Origin of the sequence: Tissierella pigra (genome assembly GCF_018917845.1) — a bacterium.
In the GTDB taxonomy this organism is placed as follows: Bacteria; Bacillota; Clostridia; order Tissierellales; family Tissierellaceae; genus Tissierella; species Tissierella pigra.
The window spans coordinates 911,895-929,132 of record NZ_JAHLPJ010000001.1 but is presented as its reverse complement, the minus strand read 5'-3'; the positions used below and the strand labels follow the sequence as shown (position 1 = coordinate 929,132).

33 protein-coding genes are annotated in these 17,238 nt (G+C 33.5%); all 33 read right to left on the bottom strand.

The window, feature by feature from the left end:
- Positions 1-8: 8 nt before the first annotated feature.
- The 33 genes from KQI41_RS04585 to rplC all read right to left on the bottom strand — a co-directional run bounded on the left by KQI41_RS04585 (position 9) and on the right by rplC (position 17,201).
- Entirely contained in the window at positions 9-806 is a 798-nt protein-coding gene (locus KQI41_RS04585; RefSeq protein WP_154440297.1) for an energy-coupling factor transporter transmembrane component T family protein, read from the bottom strand.
- Positions 799-1,662 (bottom strand): energy-coupling factor transporter ATPase, encoded by an 864-nt coding sequence (locus tag KQI41_RS04580; RefSeq protein ID WP_154440295.1) that lies wholly within the window; start codon positions 1,660-1,662, stop codon positions 799-801. Before KQI41_RS04580 ends, KQI41_RS04585 begins: the two co-directional genes overlap by 8 nt.
- The gene (locus KQI41_RS04575; protein ID WP_216585917.1) at positions 1,659-2,480 is read right to left on the bottom strand and encodes an energy-coupling factor transporter ATPase; all 822 of its coding nucleotides are present in this window, start codon (positions 2,478-2,480) and stop codon (positions 1,659-1,661) included. Before KQI41_RS04575 ends, KQI41_RS04580 begins: the two co-directional genes overlap by 4 nt.
- Before the next feature lie 422 nt (positions 2,481-2,902).
- Positions 2,903-3,244, bottom strand: coding sequence for a 50S ribosomal protein L17 (gene rplQ, locus KQI41_RS04570; protein ID WP_216584929.1), 342 nt, complete (start codon positions 3,242-3,244; stop codon positions 2,903-2,905).
- Between the two features lie 23 nt (positions 3,245-3,267).
- Positions 3,268-4,215 carry a DNA-directed RNA polymerase subunit alpha gene (locus KQI41_RS04565; protein ID WP_154440291.1) on the bottom strand — a complete coding sequence of 316 codons (948 nt, stop codon included), beginning with the start codon at positions 4,213-4,215 and terminating at the stop codon, positions 3,268-3,270.
- 68 nt (positions 4,216-4,283) lie between these two features.
- Complete coding sequence (rpsD, locus tag KQI41_RS04560) at positions 4,284-4,907, bottom strand: 30S ribosomal protein S4 (RefSeq protein WP_154440290.1); 624 nt, start codon at positions 4,905-4,907, stop codon at positions 4,284-4,286.
- A 17-nt stretch (positions 4,908-4,924) separates the two neighbouring features.
- On the bottom strand, positions 4,925-5,323 hold the full coding sequence (rpsK, locus tag KQI41_RS04555) for a 30S ribosomal protein S11 (protein ID WP_216584928.1): 399 nt from the start codon (positions 5,321-5,323) through the stop codon (positions 4,925-4,927).
- A gap of 19 nt (positions 5,324-5,342) precedes the next feature.
- Positions 5,343-5,705: a 30S ribosomal protein S13 gene (gene rpsM / locus KQI41_RS04550; protein WP_154440288.1), complete on the bottom strand. Its 363-nt coding sequence runs from the start codon at positions 5,703-5,705 to the stop codon at positions 5,343-5,345.
- A gap of 51 nt (positions 5,706-5,756) precedes the next feature.
- Positions 5,757-5,870, bottom strand: a complete 114-nt coding sequence (rpmJ, locus tag KQI41_RS04545) for a 50S ribosomal protein L36 (RefSeq protein ID WP_072976919.1) — start codon at positions 5,868-5,870, stop codon at positions 5,757-5,759.
- Between the two features lie 16 nt (positions 5,871-5,886).
- Positions 5,887-6,105: a translation initiation factor IF-1 gene (gene infA, locus KQI41_RS04540; protein WP_154440286.1), complete on the bottom strand. Its 219-nt coding sequence runs from the start codon at positions 6,103-6,105 to the stop codon at positions 5,887-5,889.
- Positions 6,106-6,135: 30 nt separating this feature from the next.
- A complete protein-coding gene (locus KQI41_RS04535) occupies positions 6,136-6,417 on the bottom strand; it encodes a KOW domain-containing RNA-binding protein (protein WP_154440284.1) in 282 nt (93 codons plus the stop codon).
- A 69-nt stretch (positions 6,418-6,486) separates the two neighbouring features.
- Positions 6,487-7,134: an adenylate kinase gene (locus KQI41_RS04530; protein ID WP_216584927.1), complete on the bottom strand. Its 648-nt coding sequence runs from the start codon at positions 7,132-7,134 to the stop codon at positions 6,487-6,489.
- Between the two features lie 19 nt (positions 7,135-7,153).
- Positions 7,154-8,428, bottom strand: coding sequence for a preprotein translocase subunit SecY (gene secY / locus KQI41_RS04525; RefSeq protein WP_154440282.1), 1,275 nt, complete (start codon positions 8,426-8,428; stop codon positions 7,154-7,156).
- Positions 8,429-8,878 (bottom strand): 50S ribosomal protein L15, encoded by a 450-nt coding sequence (gene rplO / locus KQI41_RS04520; RefSeq protein WP_154440280.1) that lies wholly within the window; start codon positions 8,876-8,878, stop codon positions 8,429-8,431.
- 20 nt (positions 8,879-8,898) lie between these two features.
- The gene (gene rpmD, locus KQI41_RS04515; protein WP_216584926.1) at positions 8,899-9,075 is read right to left on the bottom strand and encodes a 50S ribosomal protein L30; all 177 of its coding nucleotides are present in this window, start codon (positions 9,073-9,075) and stop codon (positions 8,899-8,901) included.
- 12 nt (positions 9,076-9,087) lie between these two features.
- On the bottom strand, positions 9,088-9,594 hold the full coding sequence (gene rpsE, locus KQI41_RS04510; protein WP_154440278.1) for a 30S ribosomal protein S5: 507 nt from the start codon (positions 9,592-9,594) through the stop codon (positions 9,088-9,090).
- 17 nt (positions 9,595-9,611) lie between these two features.
- Complete coding sequence (rplR, locus tag KQI41_RS04505; RefSeq protein WP_216584925.1) at positions 9,612-9,974, bottom strand: 50S ribosomal protein L18; 363 nt, start codon at positions 9,972-9,974, stop codon at positions 9,612-9,614.
- A 16-nt stretch (positions 9,975-9,990) separates the two neighbouring features.
- Positions 9,991-10,530, bottom strand: coding sequence for a 50S ribosomal protein L6 (gene rplF, locus KQI41_RS04500; protein WP_154440276.1), 540 nt, complete (start codon positions 10,528-10,530; stop codon positions 9,991-9,993).
- Positions 10,531-10,563: 33 nt separating this feature from the next.
- Positions 10,564-10,959 (bottom strand): 30S ribosomal protein S8, encoded by a 396-nt coding sequence (rpsH, locus tag KQI41_RS04495; protein WP_154440274.1) that lies wholly within the window; start codon positions 10,957-10,959, stop codon positions 10,564-10,566.
- A 31-nt stretch (positions 10,960-10,990) separates the two neighbouring features.
- A complete protein-coding gene (locus KQI41_RS04490; RefSeq protein WP_154440272.1) occupies positions 10,991-11,176 on the bottom strand; it encodes a type Z 30S ribosomal protein S14 in 186 nt (61 codons plus the stop codon).
- A gap of 17 nt (positions 11,177-11,193) precedes the next feature.
- Entirely contained in the window at positions 11,194-11,736 is a 543-nt protein-coding gene (gene rplE / locus KQI41_RS04485; RefSeq protein ID WP_154440270.1) for a 50S ribosomal protein L5, read from the bottom strand.
- 26 nt (positions 11,737-11,762) lie between these two features.
- Positions 11,763-12,077 carry a 50S ribosomal protein L24 gene (rplX, locus tag KQI41_RS04480; RefSeq protein WP_154440269.1) on the bottom strand — a complete coding sequence of 105 codons (315 nt, stop codon included), beginning with the start codon at positions 12,075-12,077 and terminating at the stop codon, positions 11,763-11,765.
- Positions 12,078-12,092: 15 nt separating this feature from the next.
- A complete protein-coding gene (rplN, locus tag KQI41_RS04475) occupies positions 12,093-12,461 on the bottom strand; it encodes a 50S ribosomal protein L14 (protein WP_154440267.1) in 369 nt (122 codons plus the stop codon).
- Between the two features lie 29 nt (positions 12,462-12,490).
- Positions 12,491-12,745, bottom strand: a complete 255-nt coding sequence (rpsQ, locus tag KQI41_RS04470; protein ID WP_154440265.1) for a 30S ribosomal protein S17 — start codon at positions 12,743-12,745, stop codon at positions 12,491-12,493.
- Between the two features lie 6 nt (positions 12,746-12,751).
- Positions 12,752-12,958: a 50S ribosomal protein L29 gene (gene rpmC / locus KQI41_RS04465; protein ID WP_154440263.1), complete on the bottom strand. Its 207-nt coding sequence runs from the start codon at positions 12,956-12,958 to the stop codon at positions 12,752-12,754.
- Positions 12,948-13,391: a 50S ribosomal protein L16 gene (gene rplP / locus KQI41_RS04460; RefSeq protein ID WP_154440261.1), complete on the bottom strand. Its 444-nt coding sequence runs from the start codon at positions 13,389-13,391 to the stop codon at positions 12,948-12,950. Before rplP ends, rpmC begins: the two co-directional genes overlap by 11 nt.
- Positions 13,392-13,421: 30 nt before the next feature.
- Positions 13,422-14,090, bottom strand: coding sequence for a 30S ribosomal protein S3 (rpsC, locus tag KQI41_RS04455; RefSeq protein WP_154440259.1), 669 nt, complete (start codon positions 14,088-14,090; stop codon positions 13,422-13,424).
- A 17-nt stretch (positions 14,091-14,107) separates the two neighbouring features.
- Entirely contained in the window at positions 14,108-14,443 is a 336-nt protein-coding gene (gene rplV, locus KQI41_RS04450; protein ID WP_216584924.1) for a 50S ribosomal protein L22, read from the bottom strand.
- A gap of 20 nt (positions 14,444-14,463) precedes the next feature.
- On the bottom strand, positions 14,464-14,748 hold the full coding sequence (gene rpsS / locus KQI41_RS04445; RefSeq protein WP_154440257.1) for a 30S ribosomal protein S19: 285 nt from the start codon (positions 14,746-14,748) through the stop codon (positions 14,464-14,466).
- Between the two features lie 26 nt (positions 14,749-14,774).
- Positions 14,775-15,605 (bottom strand): 50S ribosomal protein L2, encoded by an 831-nt coding sequence (gene rplB, locus KQI41_RS04440; RefSeq protein ID WP_154440255.1) that lies wholly within the window; start codon positions 15,603-15,605, stop codon positions 14,775-14,777.
- Between the two features lie 25 nt (positions 15,606-15,630).
- Positions 15,631-15,924: a 50S ribosomal protein L23 gene (gene rplW, locus KQI41_RS04435; RefSeq protein WP_154440253.1), complete on the bottom strand. Its 294-nt coding sequence runs from the start codon at positions 15,922-15,924 to the stop codon at positions 15,631-15,633.
- Entirely contained in the window at positions 15,924-16,547 is a 624-nt protein-coding gene (gene rplD, locus KQI41_RS04430; protein ID WP_154440251.1) for a 50S ribosomal protein L4, read from the bottom strand. Before rplD ends, rplW begins: the two co-directional genes overlap by 1 nt.
- A gap of 27 nt (positions 16,548-16,574) precedes the next feature.
- Positions 16,575-17,201, bottom strand: coding sequence for a 50S ribosomal protein L3 (gene rplC / locus KQI41_RS04425; RefSeq protein WP_154440249.1), 627 nt, complete (start codon positions 17,199-17,201; stop codon positions 16,575-16,577).
- Between the last annotated feature and the right edge of the window lie 37 nt (positions 17,202-17,238).

The window sequence follows — 17,238 nt, the reverse complement described above, 5'->3', positions numbered from 1 at the left end:
TTTATCTCCTATATATACCTTGTACTTATAATAAGACCAAAGAATATAGTCATAGATATTAATGACACTATATCTAGTTTCTTGAGCTTTAACTCATTTAATCTAGTCCTATTATCTCCACCTCTATAGCATCTTGCTTCCATGGCTGTAGCAAGTTCATCTGCTCTTCTAAAGGCATTTATAAATAAAGGAACTAAAAGAGGCACTAGATTTTTTGCTCGACTAAGGATATTTCCAGATTCAAAGTCAGCTCCTCTTGCCATTTGTGCCTTCATTATCTTATCTGTTTCTTCTAATAGAGTAGGGATAAATCTTAAAGCTATGGTCATCATCATAGCCAGCTCATGTGCAGGTAATCCAATTCTTTTAAATGGAGATAATAGCTTCTCTATTCCATCTGTTAAGGCTATGGGAGATGTAGTAAGAGTAAGAAGTGAAGTTCCTGTAATCAAAAAAATTAATCTAAGAGCCATAAAGGTAGCCAAGTATATTCCTTCTTTTGTAACTGTCAATGGCCCTAACTCATATAGTACTTCTCCTTTAGTCATAAATATATTTATCGAAAAGGTTATTAATATAATGAATAAAAGAGGTTTTATACCTTTTAAAATGAATTTTAATGGCACTCCTGATATTTTAACTGTTAGGAGGATAAATGCTACTATGAATATATAGGGTATAAAACTATTTACAAAAAATAATGATGCTATAAATAATGAAATTATAATTATCTTTATTCTTGGATCCAGTCTATGAATTATAGTGTCTCCAGGAAAATATTGCCCTATGGTTATATCTTTAAGCATCTTTTTTTCTCCTTAAAAACTTTAATATTTCTTCTTTAGCTTCATGAACTGTTAATATGTCATCATTAACATGGTTTCCTTTTTCTTTAAATATCTTCATAAATTTAGTTATTTGTGGAACTCCTAATCCCAAGTTTTCCAATTCATCAACTTTTTTAAATATCTCTCTAGGCTTTCCATCCATTTCTAGCTTTCCCCTGTGCATTACTAAAATTCTCTGCACAAGCTTTGCTATATCTTCCATACTATGGGATACAAGTATTATAGTAATCCCTTCCTTATCATAAAGTTTTTGAATTTCACCTAGAATTTCATCTCTACCATGAGGGTCTAATCCTGCTGTAGGTTCATCTAAAACCAGTATCTTAGGCTTCATAGCTATTACACCTGCTATGGCAACTCTCCTTTTTTGACCACCACTTAGTTCAAAAGGAGACCTATCCTTTAATGCTTCAAAATCTAATCCTACTAGCTCCATGGATTCCTTTACCCTTTTATCTACTTCATCGTCACTAAGCCCCAAATTCTTTGGTCCAAAGGCAATATCTTTATATATGGTCTCTTCAAATAATTGATGTTCTGGATATTGAAATACTAGACCAACTTTTTGTCTTATTTCCTTCAAATTAACATCTTTATCTGTAATATTTACTCCATCTATTATTATAGCTCCAGAACTTGGCTTTATTAGTCCATTTAAATGCTGAACTAATGTAGATTTTCCTGATCCTGTGTGACCTATTAGCCCTATGAATTCTCCTTCATTTATTTCCAAATTTATATTGTCTAATGCCTTTTTTTCAAAGGGAGTATTGGGATTATATATATAATTTAAGTTATTTATTTTCATAATCATAGTAATTCCACCAATTCTTCTATAGATATTATATCATCTTTTAAGTTGATCCCTGCTTTTCGTAATTCATATACTAATTCTGTTACCTGTGGTACGTCTAACCCTAATTCTTTAATTTTATCGACTTGTTTAAATATATTTCTTGGACATCCTTCCATAACTATTTGTCCTTGTTCCATAACAAGAATCCTATCAGCTTCTACAGCTTCATCCATATAATGAGTAATCAATATTATGGTTTTATTTTCATTTTTATTTAACTTTTTTATTGTATTCATTACTTCTATTCTGCCTATGGGATCTAACATGGCTGTAGGTTCATCTAAAATAATACAATCTGGATTCATTGCCAAAATCCCTGCAATTCCTACTCTTTGTTTTTGACCACCTGATAATAGATGAGGTGCATGTTTTTTGTATTCAGTCATTTCTACAACTTCTAGTGCTTTATCTACTCTAGCCCTTATTTCTTTAGGATCAATACCTAAGTTTTCTGGACCAAATGCCACATCTTCTTCTACTATTGTAGCAACTATTTGATTATCAGGGTTTTGAAACACCATACCTGCTTTTTCTCGTATATTCCATATGTTTTTTTCATCTTGAGTATCCATACCTGCCACATATACATTACCATTTGTAGGCATAATAAGACCGTTCATAAGCTTGGCCAATGTAGATTTACCTGAACCATTATGTCCAAGTATAACTAAAAATTCACCCTTTTTTACTTCTAAACTTATTTCTTTTACTGCCTGATGTATATTATCATCTATTAAGGATTTATATTCATAGGTTACATTATCTGCTTTTATCATTATATCACTCATTGTTATACCTCTATTTTTATATTATTTTCATACTATAATATAACATAAGGATACCCTTAATTCAATCTACAATTCATAATCTTATAGATTTACGGCATAAGTTTACCAATATATTTTAAAACTAAAATTGGTTTGCTCGCTGTGTTAGGTCATTTTCCACAGTCTCGAAGCTCAAATTCATTTACTCGCTATGCTCGTATAGATTTGGTTCTCGTTGCGTTTGACCTACTAAAGCTCACTATCGTTCGCTAAGTTAGGTCATTTGCCACAGTTTCGCAACTCAAATCTATTTACTCGCTATGCTCGTATAGATTTGGTGCTCATTGCGTTTGACCTACATCAGCTCACTGTCGTTCGCTGTGTTAGGTCATAAAATAAAAGGGACTAAGTTTAAACTTAATCCCCTACATTTATACTAGTTCTATTATAGCCATTTCTGCCCCATCTCCACGACGTGGTCCAACTTTTAATACTCTTGTATATCCACCATTTCTCTCTTGATACTTTGGTCCTATTTCATCAAATAATTTCTTCACTACATCTTCGTCATATACATAAGCTAGTACTTGACGTCTAGCGTGTAAATCCCCTCTTTTTGCTAAGGTAATCATTTTATCTGCCATTCTTTTTGTTTCCTTAGCTCTAGTAACTGTTGTTTCTATTTTTCCGGTTCTCAATAAAGATGTTACTAAATTTCTAAGCATTGCTCTTCTTTGATCTGTAGGGCGACCAAGTTTTCTTAATGTTGTCACATTTATCCCTCCTTCATGCCTTGTTACTCATCAGATTTTTTGAGACCTAATCCTAATTCAGCAAGTTTTCTTTGTACTTCCTCAAGGGATTTTTTACCAAGATTTCTTACTTTCATCATATCTTCTTCTGTCTTTTGTGTTAACTCTTCCACTGTGTTTATAGCTGCTCTCTTCAGACAGTTATAGCTACGAACTGAAAGATCTAACTCCTCCACAGTCATTTCAAGGACTTTTTCTTTCTTGTCCTCTTCTTTTTCTACCATTATTTCCACTTCACTAACATGTTCAGTTAGCCCAATAAAAAGATTTAAGTGCTCTGTAAGTATTTTTGCTCCTAAAGATGTAGCTTCATCTGGATTCATGGTTCCATTGGTCCATACTTCTAGAATCAATCTATCATAATCAGTGATTTGACCTACTCTCGTATTTTCCACAGTAAAGTTCACTTTTGTAACTGGAGTAAATGAGGAATCAACAGGTATAACACCTACTTGCTGCCCCTCTTTTTTATTCCTATCAGCTACTACATACCCTCTACCCTTTACTAATTCAAGCTCCATATATAGATTACCGTCTTCATTTATGGTAGCAATATGATGGTCCTTGTTGATTATTTCAACATCTGGACCTGTAATAATATCTCCTGCTGTTATAGTTTGAGAACCTTGTGCCTCTATTTTTAGAGTCACTGGTTCATCAACATATATTTTTGCAGCAAGACCTTTTATGTTTAAAATTATCTCTGGTACATCTTCTAATACCCCTGGTATAGTTGAAAATTCATGAAGTACTCCTTGAATTTTTATTGATGATACAGCTGCACCTGGTAGTGAAGATAATAGCACTCTTCTTAAGGAATTTCCCAAAGTTGTACCATAGCCTCTCTCTAGAGGCTCTACCATAAACTTTCCATAACTCTCATCATCACTCAACTCTAGAATTTCGATTCTTGGTTTTTCAATTTCTATCATTAACATTAACCCTCCTTAAAATTTGGTTTGTTAAAGTACGAGGGCAACTGATTTTATTATGAATACTATTATTTAGAATATAACTCAACGATTAAGTGTTCTTCTACTGGTATATCTATATCTTCCCTAGTTGGCTCAGTTACTATGCTACCCTTAAATTGATCAAGATCCACACTTATCCATTTAACAGTGTTGCCATTATGATTTTCAATTAGTGATTTTATTTTTTCACTACTTCTTGATTTCTCTTTTACTTGAATTGTATCTCCTGCTGAAAGGATTACAGATGGTATGTCTACTTTAGAACCATTAACTAAAAAATGACCATGTGTAACTAATTGTCTTGCTTCTGCTCTTGATGATGCAAAACCCATTCTATATACTACATTGTCTAATCTTAGTTCAAGTAATCTAAGTAAGTTTTCACCTGTGATTCCTTTAGCTTTATCTGCCATTAGGAAATATTTAACCATTTGAGATTCAGAAATTCCATAGAATCTACGAACTTTCTGTTTTTCTCTAAGCTGCATTCCATATTCTGTAACCTTTTTTCTTGATTGTCCGTGTTGTCCTGGAGCATAGTTTCTTCTAGTTATTGCACATTGTTCAGTATAACATTTATCTCCCTTAAGAAAAAGTTTCATACCTTCTCTACGACATAATCTACAAACTGGACCTGTATATCTTGCCATGTATTTTACACCTCCTATTAAACTCTTCTACGTTTTGGTGGTCTACAACCATTATGAGGAATAGGAGTAACATCTTTAATCATATTTACTTCTAATCCTGTTGCTTGTAAGGACCTAATAGCCGCTTCTCTTCCTGAACCTGGTCCTTTAACGAATACTTCTACACTCTTTAATCCGTGTTCCATAGCTTTTTTAGCTGCTTCTTCAGCTGCCTGTTGTGCTGCGTAAGGAGTAGATTTTCTTGAACCTCTAAAACCTAACTGTCCTGCACTAGCCCATGACAATACATTACCTTGTAAATCTGTTAAGGTAACCATAGTATTGTTAAATGTTGATGAGATATGTGCTTGACCTCTTTCTATATTCTTACGTTCTCTTCTTCTAACACGAGTCACTTTGCCTTTTTTAGCTGCCACTTAGTTTCCCCTCCTTTACCTACTTCTTCTTAGATACAAGTCTCTTTGGACCTTTTCTAGTTCTTGCGTTAGTCTTAGTTCTTTGACCTCTTACTGGAAGTCCTCTTCTATGTCTAACTCCTCTATAACAATTGATTTCTCTAAGTCTTTTAATATTTAGAGCTATTTCTCTTCGAAGATCGCCTTCTACATGGTAACCGTCTATAACAGCTCTTAAACTTGCTACTTCGGATTCTGTTAAGTCTTTTACTCTAGTATCTGGGTTAACACCAGCTTTTGTTAATATTTCATTTGATCTTGGTCTACCAATACCATATATATATGTTAAACCAACTTCAATTCTTTTGTCTCTTGGTAAGTCAACACCTGCTATTCTAGCCATTAATGTTTACACCTCCTAATATAATTCATCGCAAAATCAACCAGTTATTTACTAGCCTTGTTTTTGCTTGTGTCTTGGATTCTCACAAATAACCATAACTTTTCCATGTCTTTTGATTATTTTACATTTTTCACATATCTTTTTAACTGATGGTCTTACTTTCATTTAATTCCCTCCTATGCTACTTGTTTCGCCAGGTTATTCTACCTCTAGTTAAATCGTAGGGTGACAGTTCTACTGTTACCTTATCTCCAGGAAGTATCCTTATATAATTCATCCTTAGTTTTCCAGAAATATGGGCTAATATTTCGTGACCATTTTCCAGTTTTACTTTAAAAATAGCATTAGGTAAAGCATCTACTACTGTACCTTCAACTTCAATAATATCAGATTTAGACATTAGGTTTTTTAACCTCCTGTTCAAGCAAATTTAGAAATCCTTGTTAAAGGGTTCTAACAATTTTCGAATGTACGCATTATTTATCTTTACTTTGTTTTCTAATTTATACCCTAATTCGGGTAAAACTGTATTATAAACAATTAAGTGTTTCAACTTCTTCTGTTTTGGGTTGTCAAGCTTTCTTAAATTTCCATCTACAATCAATACATTTTGATTATCTATGACTTCTAATACTAAGAAAACTTTGCCTTTATCCCTTCCAGCTCTCGACTTAACCACTTGACCAATGGCTATGTCGTCACTTAAATCCATTATAAATTCACCTCTTTATAATAGCCTATTTACCGCTGGTTCCTTTAGAGAAAGGCTATGCCTTTCTCATTACCTATTAGTTAAAGCTTCTACTATAGTTTCATATACTTTGTCTATGGGCTTAGTCCCATCTACATTAAGTATTATGTCTTTTTTCTCATAATAATCAATTAAAGGTTGTGTTTGATTTTCATATACCTCTATTCTTGTAGAAACTGTTTCATGAGTATCATCATCTCTTTGGAATAGTTCTCCACCATCTATATCACATATGTTTTCAACTTTAGGTGGATTAAATGTAATATGGTAGGAAGCACCACATTTTTTACATATTCTTCTACCAACAGCTCTTTCAATTAAAATTTCCTTACTTGCTTGAATATTAACAACTTTATCAAGTTTTATACCCATTTTTGTAAGTTCCTTGTCTAAAGTTTCTGCTTGGTTAATAGTTCTTGGAAATCCATCTAGAAGAAAACCTTTTTCACAATCTTCTTTAGTTAATCTATCTTTGACAATTGAAACCACAAGTTCATCTGGAACTAAAAGTCCTTTATCCATATATTCTTTTGCCTTTGTACCTAACTCAGTACCTTCCTTTATATTGGCTCTAAATATATCTCCTGTTGAAATATGTGGTATATCATATTTTTTAACTATAGCTGATGCTTGAGTTCCTTTACCCACTCCAGGTGGTCCTAATAAAATCAATCTCACAACAATCGTCTCCTATAGTTTAATTTAAAAATCCTTTATAGTGTCTCATTAACATCTGAGCTTCCATTTGTTTAACTGTTTCTAATGCAACACCTACAACGATTATTATAGCTGTTCCACCGAAATTAACATTCATTCCAAATATTTTAGATAAAATAATTGGTAAAGATGCTAAAACTGCTAAAGCTAATCCACCAACAAAAGTAATTCTATTTACAACTTTACCTAGATGTTCTGATGTTGGTCTTCCTGGTCTAATCCCTGGAATAAATCCACCATTTTGTTGTAAATTCTTCGCATATTCTACAGTATTAAATTGAATAGCTGTGTAGAAATACGTAAAGAACATTATTAATGCTATATTTAATATAGAATATATCCACACTCCAACGCTTCCTTGTGGTGTTAGATATTTAGTTATCCATTCTGAAGGAGCTCCTTTTGTAAATAATGCTATTGTTTGTGGAAATGCTAGTAAAGATGATGCAAATATTACTGGCATTACACCAGCCATTGATACCTTTACAGGTATATGTGTGGATTGACCACCATACATTTTTCTTCCAACAACTCTCTTAGCATATTGGACAGTAATTCTTCTTTCTCCTTCTTGTAATGCAACTACAAAAGCTATGATAAATAAGAAAACTATACCAAAGATAGCTACTTTTATCACATTTAATTGACCTATTCTTACTAATCTAAATGTATTTATTAGGTCTGTAGGTAGTTTAGATATTATACCTATAAAGATAATAAGGGATATACCATTTCCTATTCCCTTCTCAGTTATCATATCTCCTAACCACATTAAAAACGCAGTACCAGCTATCATGGTGATTATTACTATTACATTTTGTAAAGCATTAGTAGTTTCTAATGCAGTACTAAATAATCCAAATGTAAATCCTACAGCTTGAATTAATGCCAAGCCAATAGCAGTATATCTAGTATATTTTGTTATTTTCTTTTTTCCTGCTTCCCCTTCTTTAGCTAATTCTTCTAATCTAGGAATAGCTATAGTAAGAAGTTGAATTACTATGGATGCAGTAATATATGGATAAATATTCGTTGCAAATATACTAAAGTTACTAAAGGTTCCACCGCCCATTAAATCAAGGAATTCTAAAATTCCACCTCTAGACTTTTCAAATAAATCTGCTATGATGACCTTATTCATATATGGTACTGGTATACTAGATCCTAATCTAAAAACCAATAACATCAATAATGTGAATATAATTTTCTTTCTAATCTCAGGTATCCTCCAGGCATTCCTTAAGGTTGAAAGCATTTATATCACCTCTACCTTTCCTCCTGCAGCTTCAATCTTCTCAGCGGCAGTTTTACTAAATTTTTGTGCCTGTACAGTAAGTTTGATGCTAATTTCTCCGTCTCCAAGTATCTTAACTCCATCTTTTGCTTTACCTTTTTTAACTATTCCTTCACTAAATAAAAGCTCAGGAGTAACAACTGTGTTTTCTTCAAATCTATTTAGTTCTTCAATATTTACTATAGCATATTCTTTTGCAAATATATTAGTAAATCCACGCTTTGGAATTCTTCTAAATAGTGGCATTTGACCACCTTCAAAGCCTGGTCTAACTCCACCGCCTGATCTTGCATTTTGACCTTTATGTCCTTTACCAGAAGTTTTACCAAGACCAGAACCGATACCTCTACCAAGTCTCTTCTTAGGTTTACTTCCTCCACCAGCATTTGGTCTTAAATCATTTAGTTTCATAGGTACACCTCCTTCTTTGCTTAATCTACTATTTCAACCATGTAGTCTACTTGATGTATCATACCTCTTATTTGAGGGGTATCATTCTTTTCCACTACCTGACCAATTTTTCTTAATCCAAGAGCCTCTATGGTTCTTCTGTGAGTTTCAGGTTTGCCGATAGGGCTTTTAACCAATTTAATTTTGATCATAGTCACTTTAAATCCCCCCTATCCTAATATTTCTTCTACAGTCTTTCCTCTTAGACGCGCAACATCTTCTGCTCTTTTTAATCCTTGTAGCGCTGCCATTGTAGCATTAACTACGTTTCTTGGGTTATTAGTTCCCAAACATTTTGTTCTTATATCTCTAATACCAGCTAACTCACATACAGCACGTACTGCTCCTCCAGCAATTACTCCTGTACCTTCTTTAGATGGCTTAAGTAATACTCTTCCTGCACCAAATTCTCCAATTATTTCATGTGGTATTGTAGTTCCAACAAGCGGAACTGATATTATGTGTTTTTTAGCATCTTGTATAGCTTTTCTAATAGCTTCAGGTACTTCTAATGCCTTAGCCATTCCTACTCCAACGTTGCCATTTTCGTCTCCAACAACTACTAAAGCGCTAAATCTAAAGTTTCTACCACCCTTTACAACTTTAGTAACACGGTTGATACTAACAACTCTCTCTTTTAATTCTAATTCACTTCCGTCTTTATATGAACGTTCCATTGATTCCCCTCCTTCTATTAGAACTTAAGTCCAGCTTCTCTTGCAGCTTCTGCAAGTTCTTTTACTCTTCCATGATAAATATATCCACTTCTATCAAATACTACTTCAGAAACTCCTTTTTCTAGTGCTTTTTTGGCAATAGCTTCTCCAACATTTTTTGCAGCTTCTTTGTTTTTTGTAGAAGTAAGATTTAAAGATTTGTCTAATGTGGAAGCTGAAACTAGTGTATTTCCTATTGAGTCATCAATTATTTGAGCATAAATATGGTTTCCACTCCTATAAACAGTAAGTCTTGGTCTTTCAGGAGTGCCATTGATTTTTTTTCTTACTCTTTCATGTCTTGCTTTTCTATTTTCATTTCTATTTATCTTTTTAAGCACGTATTTTCACTCCCTTCTACTTACCAGTCTTACCAACCTTACGTCTAACCACTTCGTTAGAGTATCTAATACCTTTTCCTTTATAAGGTTCAGGTTTTCTAAATTCTCTTATGTTAGCTGCATAGTTTCCTACCTGCTGTTTATTTATACCTTTAACTATAATCTTGTTAGTAGCAGGTACTTCTACTTCTATTCCTGCTGGATCTTCTAGTTCTATTGGATGAGAATATCCTAAAGTAAGTACTAGTTTCTTCCCTTGTTTTGCAGCTCTATATCCAGTACCTTCGATTTCTAAAGATTTTGAATAGCCTTCTGTAACTCCTACTATCATGTTTGAAATTAAAGTTCTTGATAAACCATGTAGAGATCTATGTTTTTTGTTATCAGTTGGTCTAGCAACTGTTAGCACACCATCTTCTATTTTGATTTCCATATCTGAACTTATTTTTTCAGCTAATTGTCCTTTTGGACCTTTTACTTCAACTATATTATTATCATTTATTTTAATTTCCACACCAGCTGGAATATTAATCGGTTTTAAACCTATTCTTGACATGAGTGCACCTCCTTCACGTAATTTAGTTATTTATTACCATACGTAACAAATAACTTCTCCGCCCACGCCTTCTTTTCTAGCAACTTTATCAGTCATTATACCACTAGAAGTAGAAAGTATTGCTATTCCAAGACCACCTAACACTCTTGGAATTTCATCAGATTTTACATAAACTCTAAGTCCTGGCTTAGAAATTCTTTTAATTCCAGATATAACTTTTTCATTATGTTTTCCATATTTTAAATCTACTCTTATAATACCTTGTTTCCCATCATCTATAACGTCAAAGCCCTTTATAAATCCTTCACTTAACAAGATTTGAGCTAATTCTTTCTTTATATTTGAAGCAGGAATATCAACAGAATCATGCTTTGCATTATTTCCATTTCTTATTCTCGTTAACATATCCGCTATTGGGTCTGTCATCATAATTTAGCTACCTCCTTTCATATACTTCTTACTACCAGCTCGCCTTTTTAACTCCAGGTATTTGACCTTTATACGCTAATTCTCTAAAACAAATACGGCAAACTCCATATTTTCTTAAATAAGCATGAGGTCTTCCACATATTTTACATCTATTATATTCTCTACTGCTGAACTTTTGTTTTCTTTGTTGTTTAACAACCATAGATTTCTTTGCCAAAAACTTTCCCTCCTTCTTTACTTTTTAAAGGGCATTCCCATTAGTGCTAAGAACTCTTTCGCTTCTTCGTCAGTGTTTGCTGTAGTTACGATTATGATGTCTAAACCTCTAATAGCCTCAACTTTATCATATTCGATCTCAGGGAATATTAACTGTTCTTTAATTCCTAATGCATAATTGCCTCTACCATCAAAGGAAGTTGCATTTACACCTCTAAAGTCTCTAACTCTTGGTAATGCAATATTCATAAGTTTATCTAAAAAGTGGTACATTCTATCTCCTCTTAGAGTAACTTTCGTACCAACACTCATACCTTCACGTAGTTTGAAGTTTGCTATTGATTTTTTAGCCTTAGTTATAACAGGTTTTTGTCCCGCTATCATTTCTAACTCTTTCACTGCTGATTCAAGTATTTTAGGGTTGTCTCTTGCCTCTCCGATACCCATGTTAATTACTACTTTTTCAAGCTTTGGCACTTCCATTATATTGCTATATTGGAATTTTTCCATCAGTGCATTTACTACTTCGTTATTATACTTTTCTATTAATCTGGAAGCCATTCCTATTACCTCCTCTCTGCATTAAATTATTTATCTAAAGCTTCTCCACATTTTTTACAAACTCTTACCTTTTTGCCATCTGACAATATTTTATGGCCTACTCTTACTGCTTTTTTGTCTTTATCACAAAAATACATTACATTTGATGAGTCTATTGGACCTTCCATTTTAACTATTCCGCCTGGAGCTGTAGGTCCTTGTGGCTTTTTATGTTTTGTCAGCATGTTTACGCCTTCAACTATTACCTTACTATCTTTAGGAAATACTCTTAATACTTTTCCTTTTTTTCCTTTATCTTTTCCAGCGATAACAACTACTGTATCTCCACTTTTTACGTGCATAGTCTACACCTCCTCCTATAGTACTTCCGGTGCTAAGGAAATTATTTTCATAAAGTTTCCTCTTCTAAGTTCTCTTGTAACAGGTCCAAATATACGAGTACCCACTGGGTTTTTATCGTCTTTTATAATAACAGCTGCATTATCATCGAATTTAATATAAGAGCCATCATTTCTTCTAACACCATGTTTTGTTCTTACAACAACTGCTTTAACTACATCACCTTTTTTAACAACTCCACCAGGTGTTGCTGTTTTTACAGTACAAATTACTATATCTCCAACTCTTGCGTACTTTTTATTTGTTCCACCTAATACTCTAATAACCAATACCTCTTTTGCTCCAGAGTTATCAGCTACTCTCATACGGCTTTCCGTTTGAATCATGCGAATACCTCCCTTCTGAGTTGAATAGCCTATTTAGCCTTTTCTACTATATTTACTACTCTCCATCTTTTATCTTTACTAAGTGGTCTGGTTTCCATTATTTTAACAACATCACCGATTCCACACTCATTATTTTCATCATGAGCTTTAAACTTAGTGGTTTGTCTTATTTGCTTTTTATATAAAGGATGTGTTACGAAAGTTTCAACAGCAACAACTACAGTTTTATCCATCTTGTCGCTTACAACATTGCCTATTCTAACCTTACGATTTCCTCTTTCCATCTAAGATTAAACCTCCTTTCCTATACCTAATTCTCGTTCTCTAACTATTGTTTTTACACGAGCTATATCTTTTCTTACTGCTTTTATTCTTAATGGATTGTCTAATTGACCAGTAGCCAATTGAAATCTTAAGTTAAATAATTCAGTTTTAAGTTCTGATAATTTATTATTTAATTCCGCTTCTGATAATTGGCGTACTTCTTTAATCTTCATTAGCTTCACCACCCTTTTCTCCTGCATCCTCACGAGTAACGAATTTTGTCTTTATTGGCAATTTATTCGCAGCTAGTCTCATTGCTTCTCTAGCATCTTCTTCTGATACTCCACTCATTTCAAATAAAATTCTACCCGGTTTAACAACTGCTACCCAATATTCTGGTGAACCTTTTCCTGAACCCATACGTGTTTCAGCAGGTTTCTCAGTAATTGGCTTATCTGGAAATACCTTAATCCAAATATTTCCGCCCCTTTTAACGTATCTTGTCATAGCACGTCTAGCAGCCTCTATTTGATTGGAAGTAATCCAAGTTGGTTCTAAAGCTTGTAATCCAAACTCTCCATAAGTAATTGTATTACCACGAGTAGCCTTACCTTTCATTCTTCCTCTATGAACTCTACGATATTTTACTCTTTTAGGCATTAACATTTTTATTTCCTCCTTCCTACGGAATTTATATTATTCTTCCACAGATTTCTCTACTTTTTCTTCTTTTTTAGTAGGAAGAACTTCACCTCTATATAACCATACTTTTACTCCAAGCTTACCATAAGTAGTGTTCGCTTCTGCAAAACCATAATCTATGTCCGCTCTTAATGTTTGTAGAGGTATTGTTCCTTCACTATATCCTTCAGTTCTAGCCATATCTGCACCGCCAAGTCTTCCTGACACTGCAGTTTTGATTCCCTTTCCTCCAGCTCTCATTGTTCTTTGAATCGCTTGTTTCATTGCTCTTCTAAATGAAACCCTTCTTTCAAGTTGAGAAGCTATGTTTTCAGCCACTAGTTGAGCATCTAACTCAGGAACCTTTATTTCTTCAACATTTATAACTACAGATTTCTTTGTTAATTTCTCAAGATTTAATCTTAGTTCTTCTACTCCTGAACCACCTTTACCTATAACCATACCAGGTTTAGCAGTATGAACTGTAACTTTAACTCTATTAGCAGCTCTTTCGATTTCAATCTTAGAAACACCAGAAATAAATAATTTTTTCTTTACATATTCACGTATTTTATTATCTTCAACTAGGTATTCATTAAAAGTTTTCTTATCCGCATACCATTTTGAATCCCAATCTTTTATTATTCCGACCCTTAATCCATGTGGGTTAACCTTTTGACCCATTAACTATCCCTCCTTTTCTAGTCTCTTTCTTTTACAACTACTCCTATATGACTACTTCTCTTTATTATTGGATAAGCCATTCCTCTTGCTTTTGGTCTAAATCTTTTCATATGTGGACCATCGTTTGCATAGGCATTATCCACATAAAGATTTTCTCTATCCATATTGAAGTTATTTTCAGCATTGGCAATTGCAGATGTTAGTACTTTTTCAAGAACTCTAGCACCTTTTTTAGGTGTAAATCTTAAAATTGATAAAGCTTCATCTACTTGTTTGCCTCTAATTTCTTTACATATGAAATTTACCTTTAGTGGTGAAATTCGTACATATTTGGCTATAGCTCTAGCTTCCACTATATTTCCCTCCTTCTCTCTTATCTTACACCAGATGACCTTTCGTTTTTATCAACATGAGATCTAAATGTTCTCGTTGGAACAAACTCACCCAGTTTGTGACCTACCATATCTTCAGTTATATATATAGGAACATGTTTTCTTCCATCATGTACTGCTATGGTGTGACCAATCATTTCCGGGAATATAGTTGAACGACGTGACCATGTTTTTACAACTTTTTTATCATTACTTTTATTTAATTCTTCTATTTTTTTAAGAAGATGATCATCACAAAATGGTCCTTTTTTTAGAGATCTACCCATGATTACTCCTCCTTTCAGATATTTAACTATTTAGTTCTTCTTCTCACGATATATTTGTCTGATTTTTTATTTTTCTTTCTAGTTTTTAATCCTAATGCAGGTTTACCCCATGGAGTTAATGGCGCAGGCATACCTATTGGCGCTCTACCTTCTCCACCACCATGTGGATGGTCTACTGGGTTCATGGCACTACCTCTAACAGTAGGTCTAATTCCCATATGTCTAGATCTTCCAGCCTTACCAATTGTAATAAGCTCATGAGATATGTTTCCTACTTGACCGATTGTTGCACGACATTCCATTCTAATTAATCTAAATTCTCCTGATGGAAGTTTAAGTTGTGCAAATTCACCTTCTTTTGCCATTAATTGAGCCGATGTTCCAGCTGATCTAACAAGTTGACCACCTTTTCCTGGTTTCAACTCAATATTATGAACATTTGTACCAACTGGCATATCTTTTAATTTCATCGCATTACCTATTTTAATATCTGCATTTTCTCCAGATTCTATCATATCTCCAACTTTTAAGTTATGAGGTGCAAGAATATATCTTTTTTCACCATCAACATAATTTATCAAAGCTATATTAGCCGTTCTATTTGGATCATATTCAATAGCTGCTACACGACCTGGTATTCCGTCTTTATCTCTTTTAAAATCTATTATTCTATATTTTCTCTTAGCTCCACCACCTCTGTGGCGAATAGTAATTCTACCTTGAGAGTTTCTTCCACCGCTTTTATTTAAATCCACTAATAGTGATTTTTCAGGCTCTTTTTTTGTTATTTCTTCAAAAGAAGATACTGTCATTTGTCTAAGTGCAGGGGAAGTTGCCTTAAATTTTCTAACGCTCATCGTTTTCCCTCCTTCTATAAAACTTTTATTCCATTCCTTCGAAGAACTCTATTCTCTTAGAATCTTCAGTTAGTTTTACTATAGCTTTTTTCCAATCTGGTCTTTTACCTGAATGAACACCTTGTCTCTTTACTTTACCAAGCATATTCATTGTACTAACCTTTTCAACTTTAACACCGAATATAGTCTCTATAGCTTTTTTAACCTCAGCTTTGTTTGTTCTTTTATCAACAACAAAAGTATACTTACCGTATGCCATATCATCCATACTTCTTTCAGTTATTACTGGTCTAATTATAATATCGTGTGGATTACGCATTATGCATACACCTCCTCCACTTTTCTTACTGCATCTTTAGTTATAATAAATGAATTGTATTTTAATATATCATAAACATTTAAAGTATTAACAAGAGCAGTTTGTACATTTGGAATATTATTCGCTGATTTTATAACGTTATCATTTTTCTCACCCATAACTATTAGCGCTTTCTTATCTGCATTGATTTTAGTTAAGAAATTAGCCATATCTTTAGTTTTCGGTGCATCAAATTTTATATCATCAATTACTATTATCTCATTATTTAAAACTTTTGAAGTTAAAGCTGACTTCATTGCAAGTCTTTTAACCTTTTTAGGTACTTTATAGCTATAATCTCTTGGTTTCGGTGCAAATGTAACTCCACCACCTGAGAAATGAGGGGCTCTAATACTTCCTTGACGAGCTCTACCTGTACCTTTTTGTCTCCAAGGCTTTCTTCCACCGCCTCTTACTTCTGCTCTAGTTTTAGCAGACTGAGTTCCTTGTCTCTTATTAGCAAGTTGATTCTTTACTACTTCATAAACTACATGTTGGTTTACTTCAATACCAAATATATTTTCATTTAATTCGATTTCTTCTACTTGTTCTCCTAACATGTTGTAAACTTTTACCTTAGGCATTTTGCATCCTCCTTTCCGCCTTAATTATTACTTTTTAACCGTTTCTTTTATAGTTACTAAACCTTTTTTAGGTCCTGGCACTGCACCTTTTATAAGTATTAGATTTTTTTCAGCATCCACTCTAACTATTTCAAGATTTTGAACAGTTACTCTTTCATTACCCATTCTTCCAGCCATTCTATGACCTTTAAATACTCTTCCTGGATAAGTACCTGCTGACATACCACCTGGCGCTCTATGGAATTTAGAACCATGTGATTCCCTTCCTCTACCAAATCCATGTCTTTTTATAACACCTTGAGTTCCTTTACCTTTAGAAGTACCAGTAATATCGATTAAGTCTCCCGCTTCAAATACATCCGCTTTTATTTCTTGACCTATTTCAAATTCATCTGGATTTTCCACTCTAAATTCTCTTAAGTATTTTTTGTATTCAAGGTTCCCTTTGTCAAAATGACCTTTTGCTGGCTTATTCATTCTTTGTTCTTTTATATTTTGGAATCCAACTTGGATTGCGTTATATCCATCATTTTCAACAGTTTTTTTCTGCACAACAACCAATGGACCAGCTTCAATTACAGTTACTGGAACAATAGATCCATCTTCTTTGAAGATTTGAGTCATACCAATCTTCTTTCCTATCATATTTTTCATACTTGCACCTCCTATTATCTTACAGCGGATTACTTAC

What these genes read in the sequence shown, in the direction of transcription:
- KQI41_RS04585 (WP_154440297.1), bottom strand. Translation starts at nt 806, where the DNA reads ATGCTTAAAGATATAACCATAGGGCAATATTTTCCTGGAGACACTATA.
- KQI41_RS04580 (WP_154440295.1), bottom strand. Translation starts at nt 1,662, where the DNA reads ATGATTATGAAAATAAATAACTTAAATTATATATATAATCCCAATACT.
- KQI41_RS04575 (WP_216585917.1), bottom strand. Translation starts at nt 2,480, where the DNA reads ATGATAAAAGCAGATAATGTAACCTATGAATATAAATCCTTAATAGAT.
- KQI41_RS04565 (WP_154440291.1), bottom strand. Translation starts at nt 4,215, where the DNA reads ATGATAGAAATTGAAAAACCAAGAATCGAAATTCTAGAGTTGAGTGAT.
- rpsD (WP_154440290.1), bottom strand. Translation starts at nt 4,907, where the DNA reads ATGGCAAGATATACAGGTCCAGTTTGTAGATTATGTCGTAGAGAAGGT.
- rpsM (WP_154440288.1), bottom strand. Translation starts at nt 5,705, where the DNA reads ATGGCTAGAATAGCAGGTGTTGACTTACCAAGAGACAAAAGAATTGAA.
- rpmJ (WP_072976919.1), bottom strand. Translation starts at nt 5,870, where the DNA reads ATGAAAGTAAGACCATCAGTTAAAAAGATATGTGAAAAATGTAAAATA.
- infA (WP_154440286.1), bottom strand. Translation starts at nt 6,105, where the DNA reads ATGTCTAAATCTGATATTATTGAAGTTGAAGGTACAGTAGTAGATGCT.
- KQI41_RS04535 (WP_154440284.1), bottom strand. Translation starts at nt 6,417, where the DNA reads ATGGATTTAAGTGACGACATAGCCATTGGTCAAGTGGTTAAGTCGAGA.
- secY (WP_154440282.1), bottom strand. Translation starts at nt 8,428, where the DNA reads ATGCTTTCAACCTTAAGGAATGCCTGGAGGATACCTGAGATTAGAAAG.
- rplO (WP_154440280.1), bottom strand. Translation starts at nt 8,878, where the DNA reads ATGAAACTAAATGATTTAAGACCAAATGCTGGTGGAGGAAGTAAACCT.
- rpsE (WP_154440278.1), bottom strand. Translation starts at nt 9,594, where the DNA reads ATGGAACGTTCATATAAAGACGGAAGTGAATTAGAATTAAAAGAGAGA.
- rplF (WP_154440276.1), bottom strand. Translation starts at nt 10,530, where the DNA reads ATGTCAAGAATAGGTTTAAAACCGATTAATATTCCAGCTGGTGTGGAA.
- rpsH (WP_154440274.1), bottom strand. Translation starts at nt 10,959, where the DNA reads ATGATGACAGACCCAATAGCGGATATGTTAACGAGAATAAGAAATGGA.
- rplE (WP_154440270.1), bottom strand. Translation starts at nt 11,736, where the DNA reads ATGGCTTCCAGATTAATAGAAAAGTATAATAACGAAGTAGTAAATGCA.
- rplX (WP_154440269.1), bottom strand. Translation starts at nt 12,077, where the DNA reads ATGCACGTAAAAAGTGGAGATACAGTAGTTGTTATCGCTGGAAAAGAT.
- rplN (WP_154440267.1), bottom strand. Translation starts at nt 12,461, where the DNA reads ATGATTCAAACGGAAAGCCGTATGAGAGTAGCTGATAACTCTGGAGCA.
- rpsQ (WP_154440265.1), bottom strand. Translation starts at nt 12,745, where the DNA reads ATGGAAAGAGGAAATCGTAAGGTTAGAATAGGCAATGTTGTAAGCGAC.
- rpmC (WP_154440263.1), bottom strand. Translation starts at nt 12,958, where the DNA reads ATGAAGATTAAAGAAGTACGCCAATTATCAGAAGCGGAATTAAATAAT.
- rplP (WP_154440261.1), bottom strand. Translation starts at nt 13,391, where the DNA reads ATGTTAATGCCTAAAAGAGTAAAATATCGTAGAGTTCATAGAGGAAGA.
- rpsC (WP_154440259.1), bottom strand. Translation starts at nt 14,090, where the DNA reads ATGGGTCAAAAGGTTAACCCACATGGATTAAGGGTCGGAATAATAAAA.
- rpsS (WP_154440257.1), bottom strand. Translation starts at nt 14,748, where the DNA reads ATGGGTAGATCTCTAAAAAAAGGACCATTTTGTGATGATCATCTTCTT.
- rplB (WP_154440255.1), bottom strand. Translation starts at nt 15,605, where the DNA reads ATGAGCGTTAGAAAATTTAAGGCAACTTCCCCTGCACTTAGACAAATG.
- rplW (WP_154440253.1), bottom strand. Translation starts at nt 15,924, where the DNA reads ATGCGTAATCCACACGATATTATAATTAGACCAGTAATAACTGAAAGA.
- rplD (WP_154440251.1), bottom strand. Translation starts at nt 16,547, where the DNA reads ATGCCTAAGGTAAAAGTTTACAACATGTTAGGAGAACAAGTAGAAGAA.
- rplC (WP_154440249.1), bottom strand. Translation starts at nt 17,201, where the DNA reads ATGAAAAATATGATAGGAAAGAAGATTGGTATGACTCAAATCTTCAAA.